The 26,670-nt window shown below is 69.9% G+C and carries 32 protein-coding genes; 11 read left to right on the top strand and 21 right to left on the bottom strand.

Annotated features, from left to right (window positions below; translation table 11 throughout):
* On the top strand, positions 1-249 hold a 249-nt coding region (locus H521_RS0110045), incomplete at its 5' end, for a cell wall-binding repeat-containing protein (RefSeq protein ID WP_026482144.1).
* A gap of 106 nt (positions 250-355) precedes the next feature.
* On the opposite strand, the gene H521_RS0110040 is transcribed toward H521_RS0110045, so the two are convergent.
* The 4 genes from H521_RS0110040 to H521_RS0110025 all read right to left on the bottom strand — a co-directional run bounded on the left by H521_RS0110040 (position 356) and on the right by H521_RS0110025 (position 4,228).
* The gene (locus tag H521_RS0110040; protein ID WP_022892892.1) at positions 356-949 is read right to left on the bottom strand and encodes a nitroreductase family protein; all 594 of its coding nucleotides are present in this window, start codon (positions 947-949) and stop codon (positions 356-358) included.
* Between the two features lie 110 nt (positions 950-1,059).
* Positions 1,060-2,133: a threonine aldolase family protein gene (locus tag H521_RS0110035; RefSeq protein WP_022892891.1), complete on the bottom strand. Its 1,074-nt coding sequence runs from the start codon at positions 2,131-2,133 to the stop codon at positions 1,060-1,062.
* Between the two features lie 80 nt (positions 2,134-2,213).
* Complete coding sequence (locus H521_RS0110030) at positions 2,214-3,347, bottom strand: ABC transporter permease (protein ID WP_022892890.1); 1,134 nt, start codon at positions 3,345-3,347, stop codon at positions 2,214-2,216.
* Complete coding sequence (locus H521_RS0110025; protein WP_022892889.1) at positions 3,344-4,228, bottom strand: ABC transporter ATP-binding protein; 885 nt, start codon at positions 4,226-4,228, stop codon at positions 3,344-3,346. Before H521_RS0110025 ends, H521_RS0110030 begins: the two co-directional genes overlap by 4 nt.
* Before the next feature lie 233 nt (positions 4,229-4,461).
* Between H521_RS0110025 and H521_RS22705 the strand changes: the two genes are divergently transcribed.
* Positions 4,462-5,841, top strand: a complete 1,380-nt coding sequence (locus H521_RS22705) for an MFS transporter (RefSeq protein WP_022892887.1) — start codon at positions 4,462-4,464, stop codon at positions 5,839-5,841.
* On the opposite strand, the gene H521_RS0110010 is transcribed toward H521_RS22705, so the two are convergent.
* Genes H521_RS0110010 through H521_RS0110000 form a run of 3 tightly spaced genes read right to left on the bottom strand, consistent with a single transcriptional unit; the run spans position 5,826 to position 7,232 of the window.
* Positions 5,826-6,404, bottom strand: a complete 579-nt coding sequence (locus H521_RS0110010) for a dihydrofolate reductase family protein (protein WP_022892886.1) — start codon at positions 6,402-6,404, stop codon at positions 5,826-5,828. The two genes, H521_RS22705 and H521_RS0110010, sit on opposite strands and share 16 nt — an antisense overlap.
* Positions 6,404-6,898 (bottom strand): SRPBCC family protein, encoded by a 495-nt coding sequence (locus H521_RS0110005; protein WP_022892885.1) that lies wholly within the window; start codon positions 6,896-6,898, stop codon positions 6,404-6,406. Before H521_RS0110005 ends, H521_RS0110010 begins: the two co-directional genes overlap by 1 nt.
* A complete protein-coding gene (locus tag H521_RS0110000; protein WP_022892884.1) occupies positions 6,891-7,232 on the bottom strand; it encodes an ArsR/SmtB family transcription factor in 342 nt (113 codons plus the stop codon). The genes H521_RS0110005 and H521_RS0110000 overlap by 8 nt, the downstream gene beginning before the upstream one ends.
* A gap of 212 nt (positions 7,233-7,444) precedes the next feature.
* Between H521_RS0110000 and panD the strand changes: the two genes are divergently transcribed.
* Positions 7,445-7,855 (top strand): aspartate 1-decarboxylase, encoded by a 411-nt coding sequence (panD, locus tag H521_RS0109995; RefSeq protein WP_022892883.1) that lies wholly within the window; start codon positions 7,445-7,447, stop codon positions 7,853-7,855.
* Between the two features lie 35 nt (positions 7,856-7,890).
* Here the strand turns inward: panD and H521_RS0109990 are convergent, their stop codons facing one another.
* From H521_RS0109990 to H521_RS0109980, 3 genes are all read right to left on the bottom strand, one after another.
* On the bottom strand, positions 7,891-8,604 hold the full coding sequence (locus tag H521_RS0109990; RefSeq protein WP_022892882.1) for a response regulator: 714 nt from the start codon (positions 8,602-8,604) through the stop codon (positions 7,891-7,893).
* Entirely contained in the window at positions 8,601-9,965 is a 1,365-nt protein-coding gene (locus H521_RS0109985; protein WP_022892881.1) for a sensor histidine kinase, read from the bottom strand. The genes H521_RS0109990 and H521_RS0109985 overlap by 4 nt, the downstream gene beginning before the upstream one ends.
* 164 nt (positions 9,966-10,129) lie before the next feature.
* Positions 10,130-10,525: a phage holin family protein gene (locus tag H521_RS0109980; RefSeq protein ID WP_022892880.1), complete on the bottom strand. Its 396-nt coding sequence runs from the start codon at positions 10,523-10,525 to the stop codon at positions 10,130-10,132.
* A gap of 76 nt (positions 10,526-10,601) precedes the next feature.
* On the opposite strand from H521_RS0109980, the gene H521_RS22700 reads away from it, so the two are divergent.
* The 3 genes from H521_RS22700 to H521_RS0109965 all read left to right on the top strand — a co-directional run bounded on the left by H521_RS22700 (position 10,602) and on the right by H521_RS0109965 (position 13,484).
* Positions 10,602-11,933 (top strand): MFS transporter, encoded by a 1,332-nt coding sequence (locus tag H521_RS22700; RefSeq protein WP_022892879.1) that lies wholly within the window; start codon positions 10,602-10,604, stop codon positions 11,931-11,933.
* Between the two features lie 103 nt (positions 11,934-12,036).
* Entirely contained in the window at positions 12,037-12,645 is a 609-nt protein-coding gene (locus H521_RS0109970) for a hypothetical protein (RefSeq protein ID WP_022892878.1), read from the top strand.
* Positions 12,646-12,788: 143 nt separating this feature from the next.
* Positions 12,789-13,484: a hypothetical protein gene (locus H521_RS0109965; protein ID WP_156891361.1), complete on the top strand. Its 696-nt coding sequence runs from the start codon at positions 12,789-12,791 to the stop codon at positions 13,482-13,484.
* Here the strand turns inward: H521_RS0109965 and H521_RS0109960 are convergent.
* Both H521_RS0109960 and H521_RS0109955 read right to left on the bottom strand, forming a co-directional pair.
* Positions 13,474-14,127 (bottom strand): SDR family NAD(P)-dependent oxidoreductase, encoded by a 654-nt coding sequence (locus H521_RS0109960; protein ID WP_022892876.1) that lies wholly within the window; start codon positions 14,125-14,127, stop codon positions 13,474-13,476. The two genes, H521_RS0109965 and H521_RS0109960, sit on opposite strands and share 11 nt — an antisense overlap.
* Before the next feature lie 106 nt (positions 14,128-14,233).
* Entirely contained in the window at positions 14,234-15,709 is a 1,476-nt protein-coding gene (locus H521_RS0109955; protein ID WP_022892875.1) for a DUF6421 family protein, read from the bottom strand.
* A gap of 317 nt (positions 15,710-16,026) precedes the next feature.
* Between H521_RS0109955 and H521_RS0109950 the strand changes: the two genes are divergently transcribed.
* Complete coding sequence (locus H521_RS0109950) at positions 16,027-16,314, top strand: DUF4190 domain-containing protein (protein ID WP_022892874.1); 288 nt, start codon at positions 16,027-16,029, stop codon at positions 16,312-16,314.
* Positions 16,315-16,381: 67 nt separating this feature from the next.
* On the opposite strand, the gene H521_RS22695 is transcribed toward H521_RS0109950, so the two are convergent.
* A complete protein-coding gene (locus H521_RS22695) occupies positions 16,382-17,866 on the bottom strand; it encodes a DHA2 family efflux MFS transporter permease subunit (protein WP_022892873.1) in 1,485 nt (494 codons plus the stop codon).
* A gap of 58 nt (positions 17,867-17,924) precedes the next feature.
* Here H521_RS22695 and H521_RS22690 point away from each other — a divergent pair, with 58 nt between their 5' ends.
* Both H521_RS22690 and H521_RS0109935 read left to right on the top strand, forming a co-directional pair.
* On the top strand, positions 17,925-18,545 hold the full coding sequence (locus H521_RS22690) for a TetR/AcrR family transcriptional regulator (RefSeq protein ID WP_022892872.1): 621 nt from the start codon (positions 17,925-17,927) through the stop codon (positions 18,543-18,545).
* 63 nt (positions 18,546-18,608) lie between these two features.
* Positions 18,609-19,076 (top strand): GNAT family N-acetyltransferase, encoded by a 468-nt coding sequence (locus H521_RS0109935; RefSeq protein WP_022892871.1) that lies wholly within the window; start codon positions 18,609-18,611, stop codon positions 19,074-19,076.
* A gap of 13 nt (positions 19,077-19,089) precedes the next feature.
* On the opposite strand, the gene H521_RS0109930 is transcribed toward H521_RS0109935, so the two are convergent.
* From H521_RS0109930 to H521_RS22685, 4 genes are read right to left on the bottom strand one after another with little or no spacing between them, the layout of a single operon-like run.
* Entirely contained in the window at positions 19,090-19,554 is a 465-nt protein-coding gene (locus H521_RS0109930) for a GNAT family N-acetyltransferase (RefSeq protein ID WP_022892870.1), read from the bottom strand.
* A 52-nt stretch (positions 19,555-19,606) separates the two neighbouring features.
* Positions 19,607-20,515 (bottom strand): ABC transporter permease, encoded by a 909-nt coding sequence (locus H521_RS0109925; RefSeq protein ID WP_022892869.1) that lies wholly within the window; start codon positions 20,513-20,515, stop codon positions 19,607-19,609.
* Between the two features lie 9 nt (positions 20,516-20,524).
* Entirely contained in the window at positions 20,525-21,562 is a 1,038-nt protein-coding gene (locus H521_RS0109920; RefSeq protein WP_022892868.1) for an aliphatic sulfonate ABC transporter substrate-binding protein, read from the bottom strand.
* Positions 21,563-21,605: 43 nt separating this feature from the next.
* A complete protein-coding gene (locus H521_RS22685; protein ID WP_022892867.1) occupies positions 21,606-22,466 on the bottom strand; it encodes an ABC transporter ATP-binding protein in 861 nt (286 codons plus the stop codon).
* 121 nt (positions 22,467-22,587) lie between these two features.
* Here H521_RS22685 and H521_RS0109910 point away from each other — a divergent pair, with 121 nt between their 5' ends.
* Together H521_RS0109910 and H521_RS0109905 are read left to right on the top strand one after the other, a co-directional pair.
* Positions 22,588-22,995: a VOC family protein gene (locus H521_RS0109910; RefSeq protein ID WP_051159248.1), complete on the top strand. Its 408-nt coding sequence runs from the start codon at positions 22,588-22,590 to the stop codon at positions 22,993-22,995.
* 46 nt (positions 22,996-23,041) lie between these two features.
* Positions 23,042-23,881, top strand: coding sequence for an SDR family oxidoreductase (locus H521_RS0109905; RefSeq protein WP_022892865.1), 840 nt, complete (start codon positions 23,042-23,044; stop codon positions 23,879-23,881).
* On the opposite strand, the gene H521_RS25815 is transcribed toward H521_RS0109905, so the two are convergent.
* The 4 genes from H521_RS25815 to H521_RS0109885 form a co-directional block, all read right to left on the bottom strand.
* On the bottom strand, positions 23,845-23,997 hold the full coding sequence (locus H521_RS25815; RefSeq protein WP_022892864.1) for a hypothetical protein: 153 nt from the start codon (positions 23,995-23,997) through the stop codon (positions 23,845-23,847). The genes H521_RS0109905 and H521_RS25815 overlap by 37 nt on opposite strands.
* Positions 23,998-24,058: 61 nt before the next feature.
* Entirely contained in the window at positions 24,059-24,877 is an 819-nt protein-coding gene (locus tag H521_RS0109895; protein WP_022892863.1) for an alpha/beta fold hydrolase, read from the bottom strand.
* Positions 24,878-24,908: 31 nt separating this feature from the next.
* Positions 24,909-25,364, bottom strand: a complete 456-nt coding sequence (locus tag H521_RS25810; protein ID WP_022892862.1) for a hypothetical protein — start codon at positions 25,362-25,364, stop codon at positions 24,909-24,911.
* Complete coding sequence (locus H521_RS0109885; protein ID WP_022892861.1) at positions 25,361-26,656, bottom strand: serine/threonine-protein kinase; 1,296 nt, start codon at positions 26,654-26,656, stop codon at positions 25,361-25,363. The genes H521_RS25810 and H521_RS0109885 overlap by 4 nt, the downstream gene beginning before the upstream one ends.
* Between the last annotated feature and the right edge of the window lie 14 nt (positions 26,657-26,670).

Raw genomic sequence — 26,670 nt, 5'->3', positions numbered from 1 at the left:
GCGGAGAGTTATGCGCCGGGTGTCGATGTGGTGTTCGTCGCGAACGGGTTGAACTTCCCGGATGCGTTGGCTGGTGCTCCGGTGGCTGGTGCGCAGGGTGGTCCGTTGCTGTTGGTGGCGGACTCGATGATCCCGGCGGTCGTGGCGGCGGAGTTGGATCGTCTGGATCCGAAGCGGATCGTGGTGCTGGGCGGGGCGGGTGTGGTGCACGAGTCGGTGGTGCAGGAACTGGCGGACTTCATCGACTAGGCCGGTCGACGAATGAATCGAGCGCCACGGGTCGTGATCGACTCGTGGCGCTCGTGCCGCTGCTGATCCGCGGCGCTCGACGCTCGCGCGCGGCTGCGCTTGCTCGTTACTCGCCGACGAGCACGAGCTCTTCGAGGGACTTGCGCAGGCGCGGTGCGCTCTCGCGCTCGCGGAGCGCCTCGGGCAGGGCGTTCACGTCGCCGAGTACGCCGATCGCGGTGATCGAGACGACGTCGAGGCCCTCGGCGAGCCCGAAGGCCGCGCGGATCTTCTCGCCCTCGAAGCCGCCCATCTGGTGCGTGTGCAGGCCCTCGTGCTGCGCCTGCACCGAGAGATGGGCGACGGCCTGGCCGAGGTCGTAGCGCGCCCACGGGCGGGGCTTGCCCTCGGCGTCGACGGTCTCGGCGATGTTCGCGATCAGCACGGCGGCCGAGTCGGCCCACGCCTGGTTGAACCCGAGCATTGCGCCGTGCACCTTCGTGAAGGCGGCGGTGCCGCGGCGGGCGACGATGAAGCGCCAGGGCTGCACGTTGTTGGCCGAGGGCGCCCAGCGGGCGGCCTCGAGGATCGTGCGGATGACGCCCGGCTCGATCACGGCCGTGGGGTCGTAGGCCCGGGGGCTGAAACGCTCGATGAGCGGCGTGATGAGCGGGGCGTCGGTCTCGGCGCGGCGCGAGGTGATGTCGGTGATGAGCGTCATGGGTTGCAGCTTTCATGCATTGGGGCGGATGCCGGGGCATCGTCGACCCACGGGGTGCAACGTGCCGCGGCATCCGTTATTCCATGCTTCTGCATACTCCCAGCGATGGCTCAGACGCGCGCGAGTTCCTCGCGGATGCCGACGACGAACGCATCGATGTCGGCTTCGCTCGTGTCGAACGAGCACATCCACCGCACCTCACCGCGCGCGGCATCCCAGTCGTAGAAACGGAACCGCTCGCGCAGCCGGTCGGCCACGCCCGCCGGCAGCGTCGCGAAGACGCCGTTCGACTGCGTCTGCTGCGTGAAGCCGAGGCCCGGCAGCTCGCCGGCAGCGATGCCGGCGTCGAGCGCGTCGCGCAGCCGGCGCGCCATCGCGTTCGCGTGCCGTGCGCTGTCGATCCAGAGCTCGCCCCCGTAGAGCGCGATGAGCTGCGCCGAGGTGAAGCGCATCTTCGAGGCGAGCTGCATGTTGAGCTTGCGCAGGTACTTGAGACCCACGGATGCCTCGGAGTTCAGCACCACGATCGCCTCGGCGCCGAGGGCGCCGTTCTTGGTGCCGCCGACGCTCAGCACGTCGACGCCGACGTCACGGGTGAAGGCCCGCAGTGGCAGGTCGAGCGACGCGGCGGCGTTCGACAGGCGCGCGCCGTCCATGTGCAGGGTCATGCCGCGCTCGTGCGCGTGATCGGCGATCGCGCGCACCTCGTCGGCGGTGTAGGCGGTGCCGAGTTCGGTGGTCTGCGTGATCGACACGACGAGCGGCTGGGCGCGGTGCTCGTCACCCCAGCCCCACGCCTCGCGGTCGATGAGCTCGGGGGTGAGCTTGCCGTCGGTCGCCGGCACGGTGAGCAGCTTGATGCCGCCGACCCGCTCGGGCGCCCCGCCCTCGTCGACGTTGATGTGGGCGGTGCTCGCCGAGATCACTGCGCCCCAGCGCGGGAGCATCGACTGCAAGGCGGTGACGTTCGCGCCCGTGCCGTTGAAGACGGGGAAGGCCTCGACGCCCTCGCCGAAGTGGCCGGCGAACACCTGTTGCAGGCGCTCGGTGTAGACGTCGTCGCCGTAGGCGACCTGGTGGCCGTCGTTCGCGGCGGCGATGGCGGCGAGCACCTCGGGGTGCACGCCGGAGTAGTTGTCGGAGGCGAAGCCGCGGACAGAGCGGTCGTGGAGCTGTTCAGTCACCGAACCATCCTCCCATTCCCGGCTGTGCGCCGGGAATGGGAGGCCTGCCCCAACCCGCCCTCTCGGTGGGGTGAGCGCGCTCAGCCTCGCAGCGCCTCGGCGAACGGCACCCGCGCGCCGGTCTTCAGGAGCGAGTTGCGGTAGATGCGCTCGCCGATCACGACGGCCAGGGCCGTGCTGGCCACGAGGATCACGAGCGACACGATGGGCTCCCACCACTCGGCCTGCCCGAGGAAGATGCGCATCGGCATGCCGACGGGCGCCGAGAACGGCACGTAGCTCATGATCGCGAGCACGACCGGGTTGTCGTTGAAGAAGATCACCAGGAAGTACGGGATCATCACGAGCATCGTCACCGGCGTCGTGACCGAGCCGATGTCTTCGGCGCGCGACACGAGGGCTGCACTCGCGGCGAAGAGCGCCGCGAGCATCACGAAGCCGATCGCGAAGAAGACCACGAACCAGATGACGGATGCCCCGAGCACGCCGAGCAGCACCTGCTGGTCGGTGAGCATCAGCCCGAGGATCGCGAGCACAGCGATCGCGAGGATCTGCCCGAACGCGAGCACGCTGTTGCCGATCACCTTGCCGGTGAGCAGGGCCCGTGCCGACACGGCGGAGAGCAGGATCTCGACGACGCGGGTCTGCTTCTCCTCGACGACCGACTGCGAGATCGTCGAGCCGAACGTGATCGCCGACATGAAGAACACGATGCCGAAGCCGAACGCCACGAGATAGGCGATGCCGGGGTCGACCGCTGCCGGGTCGAGCAGTTCGACCGTCGGTGCAACGGAGAGCGCCGAGACGACCGAGTTCGGGGTCGATTCGAGGCCGTAGACGATGACGCCGAGAGGTTCGGATGCCGCGGGGGCGACGATCGCCTCGACCTCCCCGTCGCGCAGCAACTGCTCGGCGGCGGCGAGATCATCGACCGGCTGCGCGTCGAGCGCCTCGTTGCCGGCGACGACGTCGGTGGCCCCCGCGACCACGGCGACCTTCGGTACGTCGGACTGGCCGCCGAAGATGCCGCCCAGCACGATCGACGCGAGCACGGCGAGCATGAGGATGCCGGTCGAGACGAGGAACGCCTTGCTCCGCATGCGCATCGTGATCTCGCGCCCTGCCACGAGGGTGACGCTGTCGACGAACGTCGGCGTGCGGCGCTCGTCGCCGGGTGTACGGGTGGCGCGCGGTGCTCTGGTGTCGGTGCTCACAGCACGACCTCCTTGAAGATCTGGGCGAGCGTGGTGTGCTCGCGGGTGAAGTTCACGACCTCGCCGCGAGCGACGGCCTCGGCGAGCGCGGCCTGCCGCGCGGCATCCGATTCGGCCTCGAAGACCGCCCAGCCGCCGTCGAAGTCGGCGACCCGGATGCCGGGCTGCTGCCGTAGCCAGCCGAGGTCGCCCGAGGTGAGCAGCTCCCAGCGCTCCGAGCCGTGCTGGGAGCGCAGGGTGTCTGCGGTTCCCGAGGCGGCGATGCGCCCGCCCGCGATGATGACGAGGTCGTCGCAGAGGCGCTCGACGATGTCGAGCTGGTGCGAGGAGAAGAGCACCGGGGCGCCGGATGCCGCGGCATCCGCCAGCACGCCCTGCACCGTCTCGACGGCCATCGGGTCGAGGCCCGAGAAGGGCTCGTCGAGCACGAGCACCTCCGGCCGGTGCACGAGGGCCGCGGCGATCTGGGCGCGCTGCTGGTTGCCGAGCGAGAGCGACTCGATCGTGTCGTCGCCGCGCTCGCCGAGGCCGAGTCGCTCGAGCAGCTCGACCGCGTTGCGGTGCGCTGCTGCGGCGCTCCAGCCGTGCAGCCGGGCGAGGTAGACGGTCTGCTCGAGCACGCGCATCTTCGGGTACAGACCTCGCTCTTCGGGCATGTAGCCGAAGCGGCGCCGATCGGCGGCGGTCAGTGTGTCGCCGCCGAGGGTGACGGTGCCGCCGTCGGCGGCGAGCACGCCGAGCACGATGCGCATCGTCGTGGTCTTGCCGGCGCCGTTGCCGCCGACGAAGCCGGTGAGCCGGCCGTCGCCGACGGTGAAGCTCACGTGGTCGAGGGCGAGGCGCTCGCCGTAGCGCTTGGTGACATCCTGGAGTTCGAGCATGGCTTCACGCTACGGATGTCGCGAGCCCCGCGGCATCCGCCGCGCGACGGGTTTCACGGCCTGCCGCAGCCGGTGACTCCGCCGTACGGCGGAGGGGGCTACCGGATGTCGGGGGCGCTGGTTACGATCGCACGGTGACCAACGGATCAGGGGAGTCCGAGACGCAGCAGGTGCCCGGGTCGGCACCGCCTCCCGCGGTGCCCGCGTCCACGGTGTCACCGCCGCCGAACGGCATGCGCACCTTCATCCAGGTGCTCGCGAACACGATGATCGCGAACGTCACCACGAGCTTCCTCTGGTTCGCGCTCACGTTCTGGGTCTACCTCGAGACCCGCTCGGTGCTCGCGACGGGCATCATCGGCGGCGCCTACATGCTGCTCATCGCCGTGTTCTCGATCTTCTTCGGCACGATCGTCGACCGGCATCGCAAGCATCGCGTCATGGTGTTCTCGAGCCTCGTGACCCTCGGGTCGTTCGTGATCGCCGGAGTGCTCTACGCGACGCAGCCCGAGGCAGCGCTGCTCGACCTCGGCGGACCGTGGTTCTGGCTGTTCTCGGGCATCATCCTGTTCGGCTCGGTCATCGAGAACATGCGCAACATCGCGCTGTCGACGACCGTCACGCTGCTCGTGCCCGAGCCGCGGCACGCCAACGCCAACGGCATGGTGGGCACCGTGCAGGGGCTCGCCTTCATCGTCACGAGCGTGTTCAGCGGTCTCGCGATCGGGCTCGCCGGCATGGGCTGGACCCTCGTCATCTCGATCGCGGCGACCCTCGTCGCCCTCGTGCACCTGCTCTTCGTGCGCATCCCCGAAGACCACCCCGTCGTCGACGGCGATCACAGCCCGGCGATCGACCTGCGCGGCAGCATCGCCGCGATCAAGGCGGCGCCGGGCCTCTTCGCGCTCATCCTGTTCTCGACGTTCAACAACCTCATCGGCGGCGTCTACATGGCGCTCATGGACCCGTACGGCCTCACGCTGTTCCCGGTCGAGGCATGGGGCGTCGTGCTCGGCGTCTCGGCCACGGGCTTCATCGTCGGCGGTCTGGTGATCGCCAAATGGGGGCTCGGCCGCAACCCGATCCGCACGATGCTGCTCGTCGTCGTCGCCATGGGCCTGCTCGGGGCGCTCTTCACGATCCGCGAGTGGTGGGTGCTCTACGGGGTCGGCATCTGGGTCTACATGACCCTCATCCCGGTGGTCGAGGCGGCCGAGCAGACCGTGATCCAGAAGGTCGTGCCGTTCCGGCGGCAGGGGCGGGTGTTCGGCTTCGCCCAGGCGTTCGAAGCGGCGGCGGCGCCGATCACCGCGTTCCTCATCGCGCCGATCGCGCAGTTCTGGATCATCCCCTACATGGAGTCGAACGAGGGCCGGGCGACATGGGGGTGGCTCCTCGGCGACGGCGATGCCCGCGGCATCGCACTCGTCTTCCTGTTCAGCGGGCTCGCGATGGTCGTGCTCGCGCTCATCGCCTTCGGCACGCGCTCGTATCGCATGCTGTCGGCGGAGTACCAGCAGGGCGGTGCAGCGGGCGATGCGGGGGAGCCGGATGATGCCGACGAGTCGGATGCCGCGGCATCCGACCCCGCTCGCGCTCAGCGCACGACGTAGCGGAGGCTGACGACGCCGCCCGGCCGTTGCGTGACGCGGTCGAGTTCGATCGAGCGGTCGCCGAGCTCGGCCGGGGTGAACGATCGGCCCGCGCCGAGCAGCACCGGCACGACGCGCAGATGCAGCTCGTCGACGAGTCCGGCGCGAAGCAGGGCATCGGTGAGCGTGAGGCTGCCCCACACGATGACCGTGTCGAACCGCTGCTTCAGCGCCGCGGTCGCCTCGACGCCGTCGCCGTGCAGCACCCCGATCTCGCCATCGCCCCACGGCGCTTCGGTCAGCGTGTTCGAGATCACGAACTTGGGCAGCCGGTCGATGAGCTCGGCGACCCGCTCGACCTCGGGGTCGACGCCCGGCCAGTAGTCGGCGAACATGCGATAGGTGGTGGCGCCGAACAGGATCGCGTCGGCCCGTGAGACGTAGTCGAGCTGTTCGGTGTCGTTGAAATCGACCTCGCCGTTCTCGCCCGGCTGCACGAGCGCGTCGAAGAAGTCGATGCCACCGTCGAGCTCGGCGGCGTAGCCGTCGATGCTCACGATCTGCTCGATGATGAGGCGGCCCATCAGCTTGCCCCCTGCTCATCGAGTCGCCCGTGCTCGTCGAGGTGCTCGACGAGCACATCGAAGGCCGAATCCCAGCCGTCGTAGACGTTGTCGTCGCCGGGGGCGGCCTCGATGCCGAGCACGTGGAACGTCATTCGCGTCTGCTCGCCGCGCTCGCCGTGTTCGGCGAGCTCGATCGTGAGCACCGGCGCGATCTCATCCGGGTCGCCGGGCGAGCCCCACGTCATGACGAGCCGTTCGGGCGGCGTGATCTCGCGATAGACGCCGGCCGTCGGATACTCGGTGCCGTCGGGCGCGATCATCGTGTAGCGATAGCGCCCGCCGGGTCGCACGTCGAGCACGACGCTCTCGCGCGGCGTGACGATGCCCCGGGGGTGCCACCAGACGGCGGCCTCGTCGGGGTCGGTCCATGCGCGCCACACGACGTCGCGGGGTGCGTCAAAGATGCGCGTGATGGTGAACTGCTTCGTTGCTGCGGCGGTCTGCTCAGGCATCCGTCTGTCCTTTCAGTTCGCGGAGTCGTTCGTCGAGCAGGTCGAAGCGCTCGTTCCACTCGTCGCGGTGCCGGTCGACCCAGGCGGATGCCTCGTCGAGCGGCTCGGTGCGAAGGGTGCAGGTGCGCCACTGGGCCGTCGCGGTGCGCTCGATGAGCCCGGCGCGCTCGAGCACCCTGAGGTGCTGCGAGATAGCGGGCCGGCTCATCGCGAAGGGCTCGGCCAGTTCGCCGACGGTCGTCGGCCCGCCGCGAAGTCGCGAGAGGATCTCGCGCCGGGTCGGATCGGCGAGCGCCTGGAACACGAGGCTGAGCGCATCGGGCCCGTTCTGCATGTAAGCAACTCCTTAATTAATACATTGCTTACGTTAGGCAGAAGTGCGCGCGGTGTCAAGGGAGCTGCTGCAGAAATTCAGGAGATCCCGCTCTGTAGGTCGCCATGCGGGGTCATAGCCGCACATCTCCTGAATTCTGCGCGCCCGCGCGCTCGGGCGCGGGCCGTGTTGCAGGCGCCTGCCCCTCGCGCGACATCCGTAAGCTGGATGCCGTGTTGCGCACCATGCTGAAGTCGAAGATCCACCGCGCCACCGTGACGCACGCCGACCTGCACTACGTCGGCTCCGTGACGGTCGACCGCGAGCTCATGGACGCCGCCGACCTGCTGCCCGGCGAGCAGGTGTCGATCGTCGACGTGACCAACGGCGCCCGCCTCGAGACCTACGTGATCGAGGGCGAGCGGGGGTCGGGAGTGCTCGGCATCAACGGAGCCGCGGCGCACCTCGTGCACCCGGGCGACGTCGTGATCCTCATCGCGTACGGGCAGCTGGATGATGCCGCCGCCCGAACCTTCCGCCCGCACATCGTGCACGTCGACGCGTCGAACGCGATCGTCGCGCTGGGGTCGGATGCCGCGGAGCCGGGTGTGACCGGCGTGCAACGCTCACCGCACGCGGCCTGAGCGAGCGTCTGCCGCAAGGCGTCCGCAACACGGCGTCAGCCGCGTGGCCGCACGATGCCGTGCTCGTAGGCGTAGACCACGGCGTGCACGCGATCGCGCAGTCCGAGCTTCATGAGGACCTTCGACACGTGCGTCTTCACGGTCGCCTCGCCGACCCAGAGCCGTTCGGCGATCTCGGCGTTCGAGATTCCCGCGGCGAGATGCTCGAGCACCTCGCGCTCGCGGTCGGTGAGGGTGTCGAGCGCGGTCGGCTGGGTTTCGAGACGACGATGGCGCGCCTCCTCAACCCGCGGTGAATGGGTGGGAGGGGTTTCGACCCGCGCGGCGCCCGAGACCGCCTCGATGACGCGGCGCGTGACGTCGGGCGAGAGCAGCGCGTCGCCCCGGGCCACGACCTGCACGGCCTCGATCAGCTGCTCGGGGCTCGAGTTCTTCAGCAGGAACCCGCTCGCCCCGGCCTCGAGGGCGGCGAAGAGGTAGTCCTCGCGGTTGAAGGTCGTGAGCACGAGCACGGCCGCACCGGATGCCGCGTCGGCGGTGATGCGACGCGTGGCCTCGAGTCCGTCCATGCCGGGCATCTGCACGTCCATGCAGACGACATCGGGCGAGAGCTCGGCGACCTTGGCGATGGCGTCTTCGCCGTTCGCCGCTTCGCCCACCACCTCGATGCCGTCTTCGGAGTCGAGGATGGTGCGGAAGCCGCCTCGCACGAGGCTCTGGTCGTCGACGACGAGCACGCGGATGCTCATGCGCGCACCTCCTCGACGCGCCGGAGCGGGAATTGCGCGCGCACCAGGTACCCGCCCCGCGCCCGTGGGCCGAGTTCGAGGTGGCCGCCTGCCGCCGCCACCCGCTCCTGCATGCCCAACTGGCCGAGACCTCGGCTCGCGGCATCCGGTGCCGAATCGCTTCGTGACCGGCGCACGGCACCGGTGTTGGTCACTTCGACCTCGACCGATTGATCGGCCCAGCGCACGCGGACCTCCGACGTCGCTGCGGCGCCGGCATGCTTGCGCACGTTCGTCAGGGCCTCTTGGACGATGCGGTAGGCGCTGAGGTCGACGACGGCGGAGACCGGGACGGGCTCGCCGATGATCTCGAGCGTGGTCGGAAGGCCGATGGCCGAACTCTCGGCGACGAGTTCGTCGAGACGCTCGATGCCGCGGGTCGACGTGCTGGTGGCGGCGTCGGTGACGTCGGCCGAGCGGTGCAGGGCGGCGTCGAGCACGGCGGATGACCCGGTCTCTGCATCGCCGCGAAGGGTGCCGAGCAGGCCGTGCAGTTCGTCGACGGCGTCGCGGGCGCTCGACTCGATCGACGAGAGCGCCGTCGACGCTGCCTCGGGGTCTTTCGCCAGCACCCGGCGGGCGGCGCCGGCCTGCACGCCGATCACCGAGACGTGGTGCGCCACGACGTCGTGCAGCTCGCGCGCGATGCGCAGCCGCTCGATCGCGACGGCCTGCGCCCTGGTGCGCTCCCGCTCGGAGGCGAGCTCTGTCGTGCGCTGCTCGAGTTCGGCCCTCGACCGTGCAGAGCGGTAGGCGGTATCACCGAAGTACCATGCGCCGCCGAAGTACAGCAGGTTCGTGAGCACGTTGATGAGGCCGTAGGCGAGGTACGGCGAGATCGCCCCCTCGCGGGACAGGTCGGGCAGGTGGTCTTCGATGGTCGCGAAGTAGATGAGCCCCCAGAAGAGCCACGCGAACATGCCCACCACGATGAGGCCGCGCACGATCGTCGCCCGCCGCCGACTGCGGCTCCACGCGCCCACCGTGTAGATGGCGATGAAGAGGGCGATGTTGGTGAACAGGACCTCGCCGATCTCGACGACACCGCCGACGACGAAGGCGACGGATATCGTGACCGCCACGACCTCGGGCCAGCGCCGTCGCACGGCGAGCGGCAGGGGCACCGCGACGATCCAGATGGCGGTCGCCCACCACGGCGTCGTCTCGCCCCAGCCCGTGACGCGGTAGAGCAGCGTGCTCGCGACCGTGCCCGCAGCGAGCACCAGGGCGAGCACGAGGTCATTGCGGAACGCACGCCGGCCCGGCCGCGGGCGAACCCACTCGACGCCCTCGACCACGGGCGGTTCTGCTGCATCGGCCATGCCACCACGCTAGCGAGGGAGTCACGCCGATGAATCCACCGCGCGGCGGAGATCGTCAGCGCAACGCTGCAGCTCCGATGCTTCCGGTGCAACGACTCAGCAGTGATGCGCGCTATCGAGCTTCCATGGCGTGCTTTTCTGGTGAGCGGGTCGCTCGTTCGAGGTCAGGCGCGAGCGCCCCGCCGCTCGCCCGCTCGCTGCTTCAGGAACACGAGCGGTAGCAGCCAGGTGCCGAGCGCCGTGACGAGCCACACGATGAGGGTCGCCAGCACCCAGGTGAGCAGGCCGTCGATCTGCAGGCCGTTGCCGATCCAGTGCGCGAGCAGCAGCGCGACGAAGGTCGAGATGAGGCCGACCCCGCCGAGGATCGCCGGAGCATGGCGGGCGGCGAGCTTGGAGATGAGCGGGCTCAGAAGCGATTGCGCGATTGCGAAGATCAGCATCGCGACGATGAAGCCCGCCCAGTTGATGTCGAAGCCGGGCAGCAGCCACCAGGCGATGAGGAGTCCGAGGGCGGCGGTGCCGAGGAAGATCGCCGCGCGGATCAGGAAGCGCACCATGTCGCGAGCGTAGCGGCTGCCGCGGCATCCGCCGTTGCATCTTGGCGGCGGGCCGAGGAGCGAGCATGATGAGCACATGGCCGAACGTGCGCAGCGCAATGCCTCGCAGCCGGCGCCGAATCCGGCGGCGCAGCGAGTGCAGGCGGCGTACTTCACCCTGCTGATCGGCAACACGCTCGCCGCGTCGTTCATCTGGGGCGTGAACACGCTGTTCCTGCTCGACGCCGGGCTGACCAACCTCGAGGCGTTCGCGGCGAACGCGTTCTTCTCGGTGGGCATGGTCATCTTCGAGGTGCCCACAGGTGTCGTCGCCGACACCATGGGCCGTCGCGTCTCCTATCTCCTGGGCACCGTCACGCTCGCCGCGACGACCGTGCTCTACTACCTGCTCTGGGTCGCGCACTCGCCGTTCTGGATGTGGGCGGTCGTCTCGGTGCTGCTCGGCCTCGGCTTCACCTTCTTCTCGGGTGCGGTCGAGGCGTGGCTCGTCGACGCGCTCGCGGCGACGGGCTACACCGGCGGCCTCGAGCGGGTGTTCGGCCGGGGCCTGGCGCTCTCGGGTGCCGCGATGTTCGTCGGCTCCATCGCCGGCGGCGTCATCGCGCAGGCGACGAACCTCGGCGTGCCGTTCCTCGTGCGCGCCGGCATCCTCGTGGTGATGTTCGTCGTCGCCGCGATCGTGATGCGCGACCTCGGCTTCACGCCGGCGGGTCGCGCGCACCCGCTGCGAGCCACGAAGGAGGTGTTCCAGGCCTCGGTGAAGTACGGGCTCGGGCGAAGGCCGGTGCGCTACGTCATGTTCGCGTCGTTCTTCACGACCGGCGTCGGCTTCTACGTCTTCTACGCGCTGCAGCCCTACCTCGTCGAGCTCTGGGGCGACTCCGGTGCGTACTCGATCGCAGGCCTCGCCGCGGCGATCCTCTCGGGGTCCCAGATGATCGGCGGACTCGCCGCGCCGTGGGTGCGGCGCAGGTTCCGCAAGCGCACGACGACCATCATCGCGAGCCTCATCGTCTCGACGCTCGTGCTGCTCGCCCTCGGCGTGAATCAGAACTTCTGGATCGCCCTCGTGCTGCTCACGGTCTGGGGCCTCGTCGATGCCGCGGCCGGGCCCGTGCAGCAGGCCTACCTCAACGACATGATCCCGTCGCAGCAACGAGCAACCGTGCTCTCGTTCGACTCGCTGCTCGGCAGCACCGGCGGCGCCGTGATCCAGCCGGTGCTCGGGCGATCGGCCGACATCTGGGGCTATCCGGGTTCGCTGCTCGTCAGCGGCGGCATCCAGGTGCTCGCGGTGCCGTTCCTCTGGCTGAGTCGCCGACAGGGTTCGCCGGCGGATGTCGCGACGGGCGATGACGCCGTGGCGGCCGATGGTTCGTCGGAGATCGCGGGGCCGGCGGCCGGGTGAGTCGGCGTGGTGGGTTGGTCTCAGGGCTAGCCCTCAGTCCTTCGAACCGATCGAAGCGATACAGTGTGCGCACGCGATCACCCATGCCAGGAAGGCGGACGCCATGCGACGAGGTGCACTGGTCGGCGCAGCCGCCGTTCTTGCAGCGGGGGTGCTGGTTGCCGGAGTCGTCACCGCGTCGGCATTCCAGCGAGTCGAGACCGGTGTCGACGACGCGTCTGTCGGCAGCACTGGCGGGGAGACCGCCGTCACCGATGTGACGTCGCGTGAAGACGAGGAGCGCCGGGTCGCGCCTTCGAGCGCTCCCGTGATCCTCGAGGCCCCGCATGCCGTGGCGCCCGCAGAGTTGCCGGTGCCGCCGGAATCCGCGGAAGACGCCGTCGTCGACGCGACGGCCGACACCGACGCCGACACCGGATCCAGCGACGTGCCGGTCGAGGGCGAGGACGACTGGAGGCCGACGCTCGAGGAACAGCAGACGTGGCTCGCGTTCCAGCAGACCGTCCGAGACTGCATGGCCGAGCGGGGCCAGGAGTACCTGTATTGGGAGTGGTGGAGCGGAACGTCGGCGATGCCCGTCGATCTCTCCGGTGAGGAGCGCGCCGCATGGGATTTCGCCCTCTACGGCGATGACCCCGGCGGCGAGGCCTACCGCTGGCAGGACGCGGGGTGCTGGGGCGCCGCGGCCGAGGCAGCCGGCAACACCCACTGATCTGGGCTCGTCCCCCACTCACCGCACTGAGTTGCGCACTTCAAGCCCCCGTTCGGGGGCATGTAGCATGGATCGGACACCCCGAGCGGCCAGCGGTCGTTCCCGATCGCGGCGGGAGGTGCCCGATGCGCAAGGCGCTGGTCATGAGTGGCGCGATCGCGGCCCTCTTCGTGGGTTCGATCTTCGTCGGCGTCGCCGTTGCGACGACCGGGGCACCGGTGCTCTACGACGCGAGGTCGCCGCAGCCGGTCGCGACTGAATCCGGCGGCTTCGGGGTCGAGGCGGGCGAGGCCACGGGCGATCCGCAGGTTCCGGCCGACGGTGCTGACGACGATGGTGAGGCACCGCTGCCGCGCACGCACTCGAACCCTCCAATCGCGAGCCCGAGCCCAGCACCGAGCGCGCCGCCGGTGCCGTCTCCCGCGCCCAGCCCGCCGCCGGCCGATCCCGTGCCCACCGCCGATGAGCAGCAGGCATGGCTCGCATTCCAGCAGCTCGTGCGCGAGTGCATGGCCGGAGCCGACCAGGAGTACCGCTTCTGGGAGTGGTGGAACACCGAACCGCGCAATCCCACCTCGACCGCCCCGGCGATGCCCGAGGGGCTCAGCACCGAGCAGCAGCAGGCGTGGCGCCTCGCGCTCGAGGGCGACGGCGATGACGGATGCATCGGCGAGGCGACTCGCGCCGATCAGCAGCCACCGGCCTCCGGCATGCCGCCGCCGCCAGCACCGCCGCCCGCCGAGAGCGTGGCGCCCCCTGCAGAGAGCGGCGCTCCAGCGGTCGAGAACGAAGCACCCGCGGCCGGGACCGAGGCCCCGCCCGCCGAACTCAGGCAGTGAGTTCGACGACGGCACCGTTCAGCTCAGCGGCATCCGTGCCCCAGAGGTCGACGACGGATGCCGCGAGCCGACCCTCAAGCCCCGCGAGTGACTGCACGCGGAACGTGACCGCCGCTGCGGTGTCGCCGGCCTTGCCGAAGCCCTGCGCGAGAGAACGCATCCACGACTCGCTCGCCGCCTTGATCGCCGTGTAGTTGGCGCCGCCCGCGGTGGGGCGATCGACGGTCGTCGACGAGACGATCGCGATGCGGCCGGCGGGTGACGCCACGAGGTCGTTCCAGAAGGCGCGGCTGACGTAGCGCAGCGCCGTGAACGAGCGTTCGAGCACGCGGTAGTCCTCTTCGGTCTGCCCGGCGATGCCGCCGCCGCCGCGCCAGCCGCCGACGAGGTGCACGACGCCGTCGACGTCGCCGACGCGGGCGTGCACGCGCATGGCGAGCTCGAGCACGTCGTCGCCGTCGGTGAGGTCGGCACGCTCGCCGACCACGCCAGGCAGCTCGGCCTCGAGGGCCTCGATGCGCGACTGGTCGCTGCCGACGGCGATCACTCGCGCCCCGGCGTCGAGGAGCGCGCGGGCGACGACGCGACCAGAGGTGCTCGTCGCTCCCGCGATGAGCACGGTGCGATTCGCGAGATCGGTCATGAACTTGCTCCTCTTCGAGTTTCGTCGGTCGAATAGCGAAGCGTATCGAGACCCACGTTACGGGGTCTCGATACGCTCCTTCGTCGCTCCTCGACCGGCGGGGTTGCTACTCGGCCGCCGAGTGCGCCGTGATGCCGACGGTCGACTCGATGACCGGCTTCATCTTCTTGTCGAGCGCCTCGTAGAACATCGAGAGCGGGAACTCGTCGTCCATCACGAGGTCGGTGTAGCCCTTCGGCGCCCCGGCGAGCACCTCGCGCGGCAGGCCCTGCGCCCACACCGACGCCGGGTTCGGCGTCACGACGCTGGTGACCAACTCGTAGGCGGCGAGCCAATGCGCCGTCTTCGGCCGGTCGATCGACTTCCAGTAGAGCTCGTCGATCGCATCGCCGAGCTCGACGACCGCGTCGGGCACGGCGTCCCAGTCGAAGCTCAGCGAGACGTCGGTCCACTCGAGCACGTGCTTCTGGTGCAGCCACGCGAACAGCAGCTGGCCGCCGAGCCCGTCGTAGTTGCGCACGCGCGAGCCGGTGATCGCGAAGCGGAAGATGCGATCGAAGATCACCGCGTACTGCACGAGCTTGCCGTGCTGGAGCAACTGCTGCTCGACGGCGGTCAGGTACTCATCTGCCCCTCCCGTATGCTCGGTCGCTCGCTTGCGCAACTGCCGCTCGATCTTCACCGACTCGCGGAACGCGGTGAGGTCGCACCGCAGTTCTTCGAGCGAGTAGAGGAAGAACGGCATGCGCTGCTTGATCATGAACGGATCGAACGGCAGGTCGCCGCGCATGTGGGTGCGGTCGTGGATGATGTCCCACATCACGAAGGTGCGCTCGGCGAGCTCTTGGTCGTCGAGCAGCGCCGCCGCGTCGGCGGGCAGTTCGAGCTTGGTGATCTCGGATGCCGCGCGCACGACCTTGCGGTATCGCGCCGCCTCACGGTCTTGGAAGATCGCGCCCCACGTGAACTGCGGGATCTCGCGCATCGCGACCGTCTCGGGGAAGAGCACGGCCGAGTTCGTGTCGTACCCGGGCGTGAAGTCGACGAGCCTCAGGCTCACGAAGAGCTTGTTGCCGTAGTCGCCGGCTTCGAGCGCCGCGATGAACTCGGGCCAGATCGTCTCGACCACGAGGGCCTCGACGTGCCGTTCGGTCGAGCCGTTCTGCGTGTACATCGGGAAGACCACGAGGTGGCGGATGCCGTCGACCCGGTGCCGCTGCGGCTGGAACGCCACGAGCGAGTCGAGGAAGTCGGGCACGCCGAAGCCCTCGGACTGCCAGCGCCGGAAGTCGACGACGGATGCCGCGAGGTACTCGGCCTCGTGCGGGAACCGCGGCGCGAGCGCCTCGATCGACTCCACGATGGCATCGACGAGCGCGGATGCCTCTTCGCGGTCGCTCGCCTCGGGCACCGAGCCGTCTTTCACCTGCAGCCCGTGCAGGGCGGTCGCCGATTCCTTGAGGCGCAGCCACGCGGCATCCGTCTCGACGCCGTCGGCGAGCGCGAGGTCGGCGGCGGTCACCTCGTCTTCGAGAACCTCGGGTTCGCCGATGATGGCGTCGATCATGGTGTTGCTCGACATGTGAACCTCCGTTCCTCGGTGAGGGTGCGCGATGCGCGGGTTTGGCGCGACGGGATTCGCCGGCTCATCCAAGGCTACGAGGCGAGCGTCTGCGATTGGTTGTGCTCCGACGCGGGATCATTGCGTCGCCGTAAGAATTCGCGACGAAGATCGCCGTGGCGCGCACATCGTCTCGATGCGTCGTTCCGAGTCGCTCTGCGACCCGGCGTGGCGCGGCGAGTCGAAACGGGGAGTGCTGTCCATTGACACCGGGCGACGGGCGCTGTCAAGATGCGTTCGGCAATCCGCCGCTTCCCAACAGCAAGGAACCCTCACACATGACCACTCCCGCTCCCGCCCCCGTGCCTGCGCAGCCGGCGTCCGCTGAGAAGTGGAACGTTCTGTCGATCGTCGGCTTCGTGCTGTCGCTCATCGGCTTCAACGTCGTCGCGATCGTGCTCGGCTTCATCGCCCTCAACCAGGTCAAGAAGACCGGTGAGCGCGGCCGTGGCCTCGCGATCGCCGCGATCATCATCGGTTTCGTCTACATCGTGATCGGCATCATCTTCTTCGTCGTGTTCGCGTCGATCATCGCCTCGAACCCGAACATCACGACGACCTACTGAGTCGCTCCTGAACCACGAAGTCCCCGCCCGGCTCCGGCCAGGCGGGGACTTCGTCGTCGAGGGGTGCTCAGCGCGCGAGCTCGGGCTCTCGCTCCTCCTCATCGACGATCGACTCGACGGCGGCATCCGCGGATGCGGGTGCTGGTGCCGTCGCCCGCCCGGCCGGCAGCAGCATCGCGATCAGCCCCGAGACGAGCAGCACCGCGGCACCCACGACGACGGCGGGCTGTGCGCCGACGCCGTACTCGGTCGGTGTGAGCGCGCCGCCGGCACCGGTGAACACCGCGGTCGAGACGGCGATGCCGAGCGCGACGCCGACCTCGCGCAGCATCGAGTTCGTGCCGCTCGCCTTGGCGTGATCGTCGGGCGCCATCGTCGCGAGCACCGCGGTCGCCGACGGGGCGAAGACGAGTCCCATGCCGATGCCCGCGATGATGAACGGCGCGATGAAGGCCGAGTACTCGGTGCCGGGCTCGAGGAGTTGCGTGAGCCAGAAGAGCGCACCCGACAGGGCGAGCAGGCCGGCCACGATGAGCGTGCGGGTGCCGAGGCGGCCGGCGAAGACTCCGGCGAGCGGTGCCACGATCATGGGAGCGAGGGTCCACGGCGAGGTCTGCACAGCGGCATCGAGCGGGCTCGCGCCCTGCACGACCTGCAGGAACTGGATCAGGATGAAGATCGACCCGAACGCTCCGAAGCTGAATCCGAAGCCCGCGAGGTTCGCCACGGTGAAGCTGCGGTCGCGGAACAGGCGCAGCGGCAGCAGCGGCGCCGAGGTGCGCGACTCCCAGGCGACGAAGGCGAGCAGCAGCGCGCCGCCGGCGATCAGGCTGCCGAGCACCTCGACGCTCGACCAGCCCGCGTCGTTGCCGCGCACGATGCCGTAGACGACGCCGAGCAGTCCGACGCCCGAGAGTACGAGGCCGACCACGTCGGCGCGAAGGCGGGCGCCGAAGCTGTTCGGCAGGGCGGCGAGGGCGAGGGCGATCGAGACGACGCCGACCGGCACGTTGATCCAGAAGATGGCCTGCCACGCCCAGCCCTCGATGACCGCGCCGCCGATGAGCGGGCCCGTGGCGACGCCGAGTCCGGCGACGCCGCCCCAGATGCCGATGGCGAGCGGGCGCCGGGCGAGTGGCACGGCACCCGCGAGCAGGGTGAGCGAGAGGGGCATGATCGCCGCGGCGCCGAAGCCCTGCGCGGCTCGGGCCGCGATGAGCTGCGTCGGGTCGGTGGCGAGCGCCGCGAGCGCCGAGCTCAGCGTGAAGACGACGATGCCGATCACGAAGAGCGTGCGCCGGCCGAAGCGGTCGCCGAGGGCGACGGCCATCAGGATCGTGCTGGCGAAGGCGAGCGTGTAGGCGTTCATGAACCACTGCAGCTCTTCGACGGATGCCCCGAACTCCGAGTGCAGCACCGGCAGGGCGTTCGTCATGACGAGGTTGTCGAGCGTCGCCATGAACATCGGCAGCGCCGTGGCGATGAGCACGAGCCAGAGCGGGCTCGGTCGGCGGGTGCGCAGCGGGACTGCTGCGTCGAGCGTGGTGGACACGGCGTGCTCCTTGTTTGTAATCGAATGATTACTTGGACTGTAGTAATCGACTGATAACATGTCAACCATGACGGTCGAAGAAGTCGCACCCGCTCCGCGAATGAGGTCGGCCGACCGGCGCGAGCAGATCCTCGTCGCGGCCACCGCGGTGTTCGGCGCCAAGACCTACGTCGGCACCACGACAGACGAGGTGGCCCGCGCAGCCGGGGTGAGCCAGCCCTACGTCGTGCGGCTGTTCGGCACGAAAGAGAAGCTGTTCGTCGAGGTCATCGAACGCGCCTATGCCCGCCTGCTCGCCGAGTTCCGCGCCGCGCTGCCCGGGTCGGTCGAGGGCCGCGCCGAACGCATGGGAACGGCGTACACGAGCCTCCTCGCCGAGCGGGGCATGCTGCCGGTCATCGCGAGTTCCACGGCGCTCGGCGGCGAACCGGTGATCGGGCGCGTTGCGCGCAAGGGCTTCAGCGAGATCTGGCGCTTCGTGCGCGAAGACGCCGGATTCACCGAGGAGCAGACCCGCCAGTTCATGGCCACCGGCATGCTCATCAACGCGATCGTCGGGCTCCGCCTGACCGGTGACTACGGCGACGAGCTCTCGGCGACCGAGATCTTCGACGCCTGCTTCCCCGACGGCGTGGCCAAGTTGCGCACGTTCATGCCCGGTACCGACGAACCCTGGTGATGGTGCTGCGCTGAGCGAGCGGATGCCTCGGCATCCGCTCGTCTCGTGTGACAGGCTTCGCCCATGACCGCTTCGCTCCGACCGATCGACGTCGACCTCCTGCCCGCGTGGATCGATCGCAGCGCCGCCGAGTATGCGGCGGATCTCGTGGCGACCGGCAAGCCCGCCGACGACGCGGCGCGAGCGGCCGCGGAGGGCATGGCCGAGTCGTTTCCGAACGGCGAGCTCTCACCCGGCCATGCGGTCTTCGACGTGATCGACGACGGCGTCACGGTCGGCTACCTGTGGATCGGCCCAGACACGAGCGGCGACGAGAGTTCATGGTGGGTCTGGGACGTGCTCGTCGAACCCGATCAGCGCGGTCGTGGCCTCGGGCGCGAGGCGATGCGACTCGGCGAGGAGTACGCCCGGGCGCGGGGGGCGCACTCGATCGGCCTGCACGTGTTCGGGTTCAACACCGCGGCCCACCGACTGTACGAGTCGCTCGGCTACGAGACGACGTCGATCAGGATGCGCAAGCGCCTGGAGTGAGCGGCCGCGTCGGTCAGAGCGGCTTGCCCATGTGCATCGTTGCGACGGTGTAGCCGAGGCCCGTGTAGAGCCGGATCGCCGGCTCGTTGTATGCGAAGACGTTCAGGCGCAGGTTCGCGGCACCGTGCTCGCGCGCCACCTCCTCGGCGAGCTCCATCGCTCGCCGTCCGAAGCCGCGACCGCGGTGGGTCTCGTGGATGGCGACGTCCCAGACATACCAATTGGCAGCGTCGGTCATCGGGCCGATCCAGAGCCAGCCGACGTCTTCTCCGGCAGCCTCGACGGTGAAGAGCAGATGCCCGTCGACGAGACGGCCATCGGGGAAGAACTGCTCCTCGGATGCCCGGCGCGCGGTGGCCGCCTGCTCGGCGCTGTCGCCGGCGCTGCGCCGTGCCTGCTCATACGCCGCCATCGCGATCGGCAACCAGGCGGCGACCTCGGCGTCGGACTTGGGGATGAGGCGGACGTGATCGGTCATCGTTCCATGATGCCAGCGCGGCTCGTGCTGGAGCGATGCCGGCGGGCGCGGCTCACGCCCAGCGGCGCACCGCCCAGCGCTCCACGAGCGCGACGACGGAGTCGGTGAGCTTGCCGAGCACGGCGAGCAGGATGATCGCGAGGAAGATGCGGTCGATGCGGCCGTTCTGCCCAGAGTCGTTGAGCAGGAACCCGAGACCCATCGACGAGGCGATGAGCTCTGCGGCCACGAGGAAGAGCCACGATTGCGCGAGCGCGAGGCGCAGCGCCGAGAGCACCGAGGGCACCACGGCCGGCAGCTGCACCGTGGCGAAGAGGGCCACGCCGTGCAGTCCGAACGCTCGGCCCGCCTCGATCAGCTGCCGGTCGACGTGCCGCAGCGACGCCGACACGATCGTGTAGACCGGGAAGAAGGCGCCGATCGCGATGAGGATGACCTTCGAGTCTTCAGCGATGCCGAACCAGAGGATCAGGAGCGGGATCCACGCGAGCGAGGGCACGGCCCGGATCGCCCCGAGCGTCGGCGCGAGCAGGACGTCGGCGAGCCGAGACAGCCCGACGATCGCGCCGAGCGCCAGGCCGATCGCGCCACCGAACGCGAAGCCGATGAAGACGCGTTGGGTCGAGATCGCCACGTAGAGTCCGAGCAGCCCGCGCTCGGCGAGGTCGACCGCCGCGAGCCACACCATCTCGGGCGACGGCAGCTGCGAGAGCGGCACGAGGCCCGACGTCGAGACCCACTGCCAGGTGCCGAGCAGCAGCAGTGGGATGATCGCGCCGCCGGCGATGCGGAACCAGCGTCGGTCGACGAGACGACGGCGCCCGCTCGGCGTCTCGGGGCCAGCGGATGCCTCGCGGCCGGCCGCGATCGACGTCGTGCCGTCGTTCACGGCGACCCGCACGGCATCGCCGTCGTGGATCGCCGCGCCCGTGGAGAGCGCCGTGTGCGAGGCATCCGTCATGGTGTTCGCCTACTTCGCGAAGCGGGTGGCGTCGGCCTTCGTGACGAAGGTGTCGTTGATGATCGTCTCGAGCGCCTCGTCGACCTGCGCCTGCGTGGCGACATCGCCGAGCTCCACGAAGATCGGGCCGATCTTCTCGAGCACCTCGACCTGGGCGTCGCCGGGCACGGGGTCGACGTCGAGGTTCGAGCGCTCGGTGATGACCTTCGTGGCGACGGCGAGGTCGAGCCCGGCGACATCCGCGAGGATCTGCGCCGTGTCTTCGGGGTTCTCGGCCGCCCACGCGCGGGCCTGCTCGTAGGCGTCGACGACCGCCTGGGCGACCTCGGGCTTGTCGGCGATGAACGACTCCGTCGCGTTCAGGAAGCCGTAGCTGTTGAAGTCGACGTTGCGGTAGAAGAGCATCGCGCCCTGCTCTTCAGCGCCCGCCATGATCGGGTCGAGCCCCGACCACGCGTCGACCGAGCCGTTCTGGAGGGCGGCCCAGCCGTCGGCGTGCTGCAGGTTCTGCACGGTGATGTCGGATGCCTCGAGCCCCTCGGCCTCGAGCGACTGCAGCAGGAAGAAGTACGGGTCGGTGCCCTTGGTCGCCGCGACCTGCTTGCCCTTGAGGTCTTCGACCGAGGTGATCGCCGAGCCGTCGGGCGCGACGAGCGCGGCCCACTCGGGCTGCGAGTAGATGTCGATCACCTGGATGGGCGAGCCGTTCGAGCGAGCGAGCAGCGCCGCCGAGCCCGCGGTCGAGCCGACGTCGATGGCTCCGGCACGGAGCGCCTCATTGGCCTTGTTCGAGCCGGCCGACTGCACCCAGTTCACGGTGAGGCCGGCGTCTTCGAGCCAGCCCTGGTCTTTGATGATGAGGCTCAGCGGGTTGTACGTCGCGAAGTCGATGTTGAGGGTCTGACCCTCGAGCGAGACGGCCTCGCCGGCCTCGGTGGGCTCGGGCTCGGCGGCCTGGCCTTCGCCGGCGACGCAACCGGAGAGCAGCAGTGCTGCGGCGGCCGCGCCGGCGACGAGCGCGGTGCGGAAGAATGGGGGGCGGGACACGTGGACTCCTTCAGGGTGGTGGCGCGGGTGCTGTGGGCGCCGGTCAGAACGGGTAGTGCGGGATGGTCGTGGTGGACTCGATGCCGCGTGCGACACCGTGCCGGTCGATGCCGAGACCGTCGAGCAGGCGCCCGCGCAGCTCGGCGAGCTCTGCTGAGCCGCGATCGCGCGGGCGAGCACCCGGCACGACGACGACCTGGCGGATGTCGGCGCCCGGCGTCTCGCCGTCGCTGCCGAGCAGGATCACCCGATCGGCGAGCTGCAGTGCCTCATCGACGTCGTGCGTGACGAGCAGCACGGTCGTGGGCGCGGCGGCGTGGATGTCGAGCAGCAGGTCTTGCATCTTCAAGCGGGTGAGGGCGTCGAGCGCGCCGAACGGCTCGTCGAGCAGGAGCACGCCGGGATTGCGAGCGAGCGCACGAGCGAGCGAAGTGCGCTGGGCCATGCCCCCCGAGATCTCGCGCGGGCGGTGGCCGGCGAACTCGGCGAGGCCGACGAGTTCGATGAGCCGCGCCACCTTCTCGCGGCCTACGGCCTTCGAGGTGCCGCGCGGCAGGCCGAGGGCCACGTTGCCGGCGACGGTGCGCCACGGCAGCAGACGCGGCTCCTGGAATCCGACCGCCGACCGCGGGTCGTACGAGGTGACGGGCGTGCCGTCGACGCTCACCCCGCCCTCGGTGGCCCGGTCGAGCCCGCCGGCGATGCGCAGCAGCGTCGACTTGCCGCAGCCGCTCGGGCCGAGGATCGCGACGATCTCACCCGACTGGACTTCGAGGTCGATGTCGCGCAGCACCTGACGCGTGCCGCCGGCCGTGTCGAAGGCGCGCCCGACGCCGCGGAACGAGACGGGCACGGCAGCGGCCGACCCCGAGGTCTCGCGGGCAGTGGCGGATGTCGCCGACATGAGGGACTCCTCGGCAGCAGATACAGGGGGATTCCATTCGAAGCTATCGAGGTGCCGCCGCGCTGTCAGCCGGGCGCGACCCGCGACGTAACAGTGCCGGGTGCGTCGGGCTGTCATCCGAATGACATCTGGGACTCGATACGGTTCAGACGTGATCCGAATCCAGAACGCCACGTACCTCGTACACGACCATGACAAGGCGCTCGACTTCTTCGTCGGAGCGCTCGGGTTCGAGGTGCGTCAGGACGAGACGTTCGACGGCGGGTGGCGCCGCGTGGTCGTGGGCCCGGAAGGCGGCGGCACCGGTTTCGTGCTCGCTCTCAGCGCCGACCGCGATCTGCTCGGGAGGCAGGCGGGGACCGATGTTGCGTTCTTCCTCGAAACCGATGAGTTCGAGCAACAGCATGAGCGGATGCTGAGGCACGGCGTTCGGTTCCGAGAGGAGCCGCGTCGCGAGGCCTACGGGACGGTCGCGATCTTCGAAGACCTCTACGGCGCGCCATGGGATCTCATTCAGCCACCTGTGTAACGCCGGTCGGAACGCGCTGGGCCGACGCGTGGGCGAAAATGGGGGGATGACGAGAACCGCACGCGGCGCCAGGGTACTGATCACCGGGGCGGCCGGTGGCATGGGCCGCATGTACGCCCAGCGGGCCGTCGCCGAGCACGCGGCATCCGTCACGCTCTGGGATCGTGACGCGGCGGCGCTCGCGCGTACGGTCGACGAGCTCGGCGCCGTCTCGCAGGGTCGCACCCGCATCCAGTCGTTCGTCGTCGACGTGGGCGATGCCGGTGCGATCGCGAAGACGGCCCAGAGGGTGCGACGAGACGTGGGCAACCCCGACGTGCTCATCAACAACGCCGGCATCGTGCGGGGCAACCGCTACTTCTGGCAGACCGACAACGGCGAAGACACCCGGCCCACGATGCAGGTCAACGCGCTCGCGCCGATGTACCTCACCCGAGAGTTCCTGCCCGGCATGATCGCCGATGCCTATCGACCGGCGCGTATCGTCAACATCGCGAGCGCCGCCGGAACGCTCGCGAACCCGCGCATGGCGGTCTACGCGGCATCCAAGGCGGCCCTCATCGCCTGGAGTGACTCGCTTCGGCTCGAACTCGAGCAGGCCGACCACGGCAACGTCAAGGTGACCACCGTCACGCCGAGCTACATCTCGACGGGCATGTTCGCCGGTGCGCGTGGCCCGGTGCTCACGCCGGTGCTCGAGCCTGAGTACGTCGTCGATCGGGTGTGGCGGGCCATGCTCGACGGTCGCCCGCTGCTCGAGTTGCCGTGGAGCGTCGGACTGTCACGCGCGTTGCGCGGGCTGCTGCCGACTCGCGTCTTCGACCGGGTCGTCGGCGAGGGGTTCGGGGTCTACCGCTCGATGGATCGGTTCACCGGTCGTCGCTGAGCCTGCACCCGCACGGGCACAGGCTCGGGGCGACGCCGGCGCGCGGCGAGGCCGAGGAGCAGTGGGCCCACGGTGCCGGAGATGCAGATCGCGGCGAGCCAGAGTTCGGTGGTCATTCGACGACGGTAGCCCTCGAGCCTGAGGGCCCGCTCCGAATCCGGCGATTCAGCGGGCGGCTCAGAGTGCGTGCTCCCGGAGCCAGTCGAGCAGCACGCGGGTGAACTCCTCCGGCCGCTCGACGCTCGGCAGGTGCGCGGTGCCCGCGATGCGAACGCCCGTCGCGTCGGGCAGTTTCGCGAGCAGGTGGTCGTGCGCCGCGAGCTCTTCGCTGAGGTCGTGCTCGCCGACGATGACGAGCGCGGGCGAGCGGATGTCGCCGAGACGCTCGCAGGCCGGCGGTTCGAGTGGAAGCACCGTGCCGTCGTCGTGCACGTGCCCGATGTTCAGCGCGTTGAGCTCGCGTGCTCGCTGCAGGAACCGCGGGTCGACATCGGCCGCGCTCCGCCCGAACCCCACCGCCCAGACCTCGGCTTCGAGCCGCAGGTACCGCGCGGCATCCTGTGTCAGGTCGATCGCCTCGATCTCGTCGAAGCTGCGCTGCTCCTCGTCGGTGAGGGGCTGGTCGGGCGTGCCGCCCGGCACCGAGCCGACCGTCGCCACGCCGCGCACGCGATCGGGCGCCGCGAGCGCCGTGTCGAGTGCGAGCCGACCGCCGCGGCTCGCGCCGATGACGGTCGCCGCCTCGATGCCGAGGTGGTCGAGCAGGGCGACGGCATCGGCGTGATTGGCGAACGGCACGGCCTCATCGTGCCGAGTGCCGCCGAACCCTCGCGGGTCGTACCTCACCACGAGATGCTCTTCGGCGAGGGCGTCGACCTGGGCATCCCACATGCGCAGCGTGGCGATGCCGGCGGGCAGGAGGAGGAGGGCGGGTGCGGACGCGGGTCCGGCGGATTCGTAGCAGAGCTCGGCGCCGGGAACGGAGAGGGTGGGCATGCTTCGAGCGTACGCAATCGGCTGCGCCGGCTCAGTCGTCGCCGTTGCCCTTGCCGCCGTTGCCCTTGTCGTTGCCTTTGTCGTCATTGCCCTTGTCGTCGTTGCCCTGGTCATCGTCGCTGTTGCCGGGGCCGCTGTCATCGCCCTCATCGGGTGCCGGCTCGGGCTCGGGGGTCGGCGTCGTCGCGGCTTCGGCGGCCTCGAGGTCGACCTGAACGAGGGCGAGCGCCTCGCGGATCTCCTGAGCCTGCTCCGCGTCGATCGTGCCGTTGTCGACGGCCGCGGTCACGTCGTTGTCGAGCAGTGCGAGCTCGGCCAGCGCGCCGAGGTAGTCGCCGGCCTGGGCTCGCGTCGCGACCTGCACGACCGAGGCATGCAGCTCGCCGGCGACCGATTCGGCCGACGGGCTGCAAGCGGCGAGGCCGAAGACGAGCGAGGCCGCGATGGCGCCCGCGGCGAGGGCCGAACGGAATCGGGTGGGAATCATCGGGTCACCGCATCGTCGAGGCGTTCGAGGTGCACGCCGAGCTGGCCCGGCAGGCTCGGCAGCGGTTCGACCGGCGCGGTCGGGGTCGGGTCGAGACTCGCCACCACGGGGGGAACGAGGTGAACCGCCCCGACCGCGATGAGGGCGAGCAGCGCGATCGAGATGACCGGGCGCAGCCATCGGCGCGAGTGCGGCTGTGATTGCGACTGCGCTCGTCGCTGCGGCCGTGACCGTGGCCGTGACTCCGGCCCACGCGTCGCCGCCGTGACCGCGCGTGCTGCGACGGCGTCATCGCTCTCCGCGCCGCCGCGGGTCATCACCCGGGTCGTTGCCGTGGATTGGTGCTCCGCGCCGTCAGCCGATCGATCGACCGGCAGCACCTTGGTGGGGTCGTCGGATGCCGCGGCCGACACACTCGTCGTGGCATCCGGCAGCGCATCGGAGACTTCGAGCCGGCCCGACGCCATCGCGATGTCGAGCGCGAGCGGGCGGGCGGCCGGGTCGCGGTCGGTCATCGCGCGCAGCAGCGCGACCCACTCGGAGCCGAGCTCGTCGGGGATCTCGGGATCGCGCACGAGGCGCGCAGCGGCGGATTCGGTGGCCGGCCCGGGGAAGGCCTGCTGCCCGGTGCGCGCTTCGAGCAGCACGAGCCCGAGGCTGTACACGTCGGCCGCGGTGCCAGGGGCGTTGCCGCTGACCTGCTCGGGGCTGAGGTAGCCCGCCGTGCCGACGAACGCGCCGGTGCGGGTGAGGCGGGCGTCGTCGATGAGCCGGGCGATGCCGAAGTCGGCGAGCTTCGCGTTCCACCTGCGGGTGGGCAGGTGCGCCGCCGAGAGCAGCACGTTCGCGGGCTTCACGTCGCGGTGCACGATGCCGCGCTCGTGGATCACGTGCAACGCCTCGGCGAGGTCGGCGGCCACGCCCGCGGCATCCGCTGGGCTCATTCGACCGAGGCGCAGCGACTGGCGGAGGTCGCGGCCGTCGACCAGCTCCATCACCAGGTACTCGCGACCGATCGCGTGGTCGTAGTCCGCGTCGTAGAGCCGCACGAGGGCGCGGTGTTCAACGCTCGCGAGCAGCGCGATCTCGGATTGCCGTCGAGCCGTGTCATCGATGCCCTCGGCCGCGGCGGCGAAGATCTTGACGGCGACGGAGCGACCCAGGCTGCGATCGACGCCCCGGTAGACGCTCGCCATGCCGCCGCGCCCGATGAGCGCATCGAGACGGTATCGCCCACCGAGGGTGGTGCCCGTGAACGGGTCGCCCGTGGCTCGCTGCTCGGTACTGGTCACCTCTCGAGCGTAAC

It is taken from the genome of Agromyces subbeticus DSM 16689 (genome assembly GCF_000421565.1).
Classification (GTDB): domain Bacteria; phylum Actinomycetota; class Actinomycetes; order Actinomycetales; family Microbacteriaceae; genus Agromyces; species Agromyces subbeticus.
This window is presented reverse-complemented; position numbering and strand designations above follow the sequence as displayed.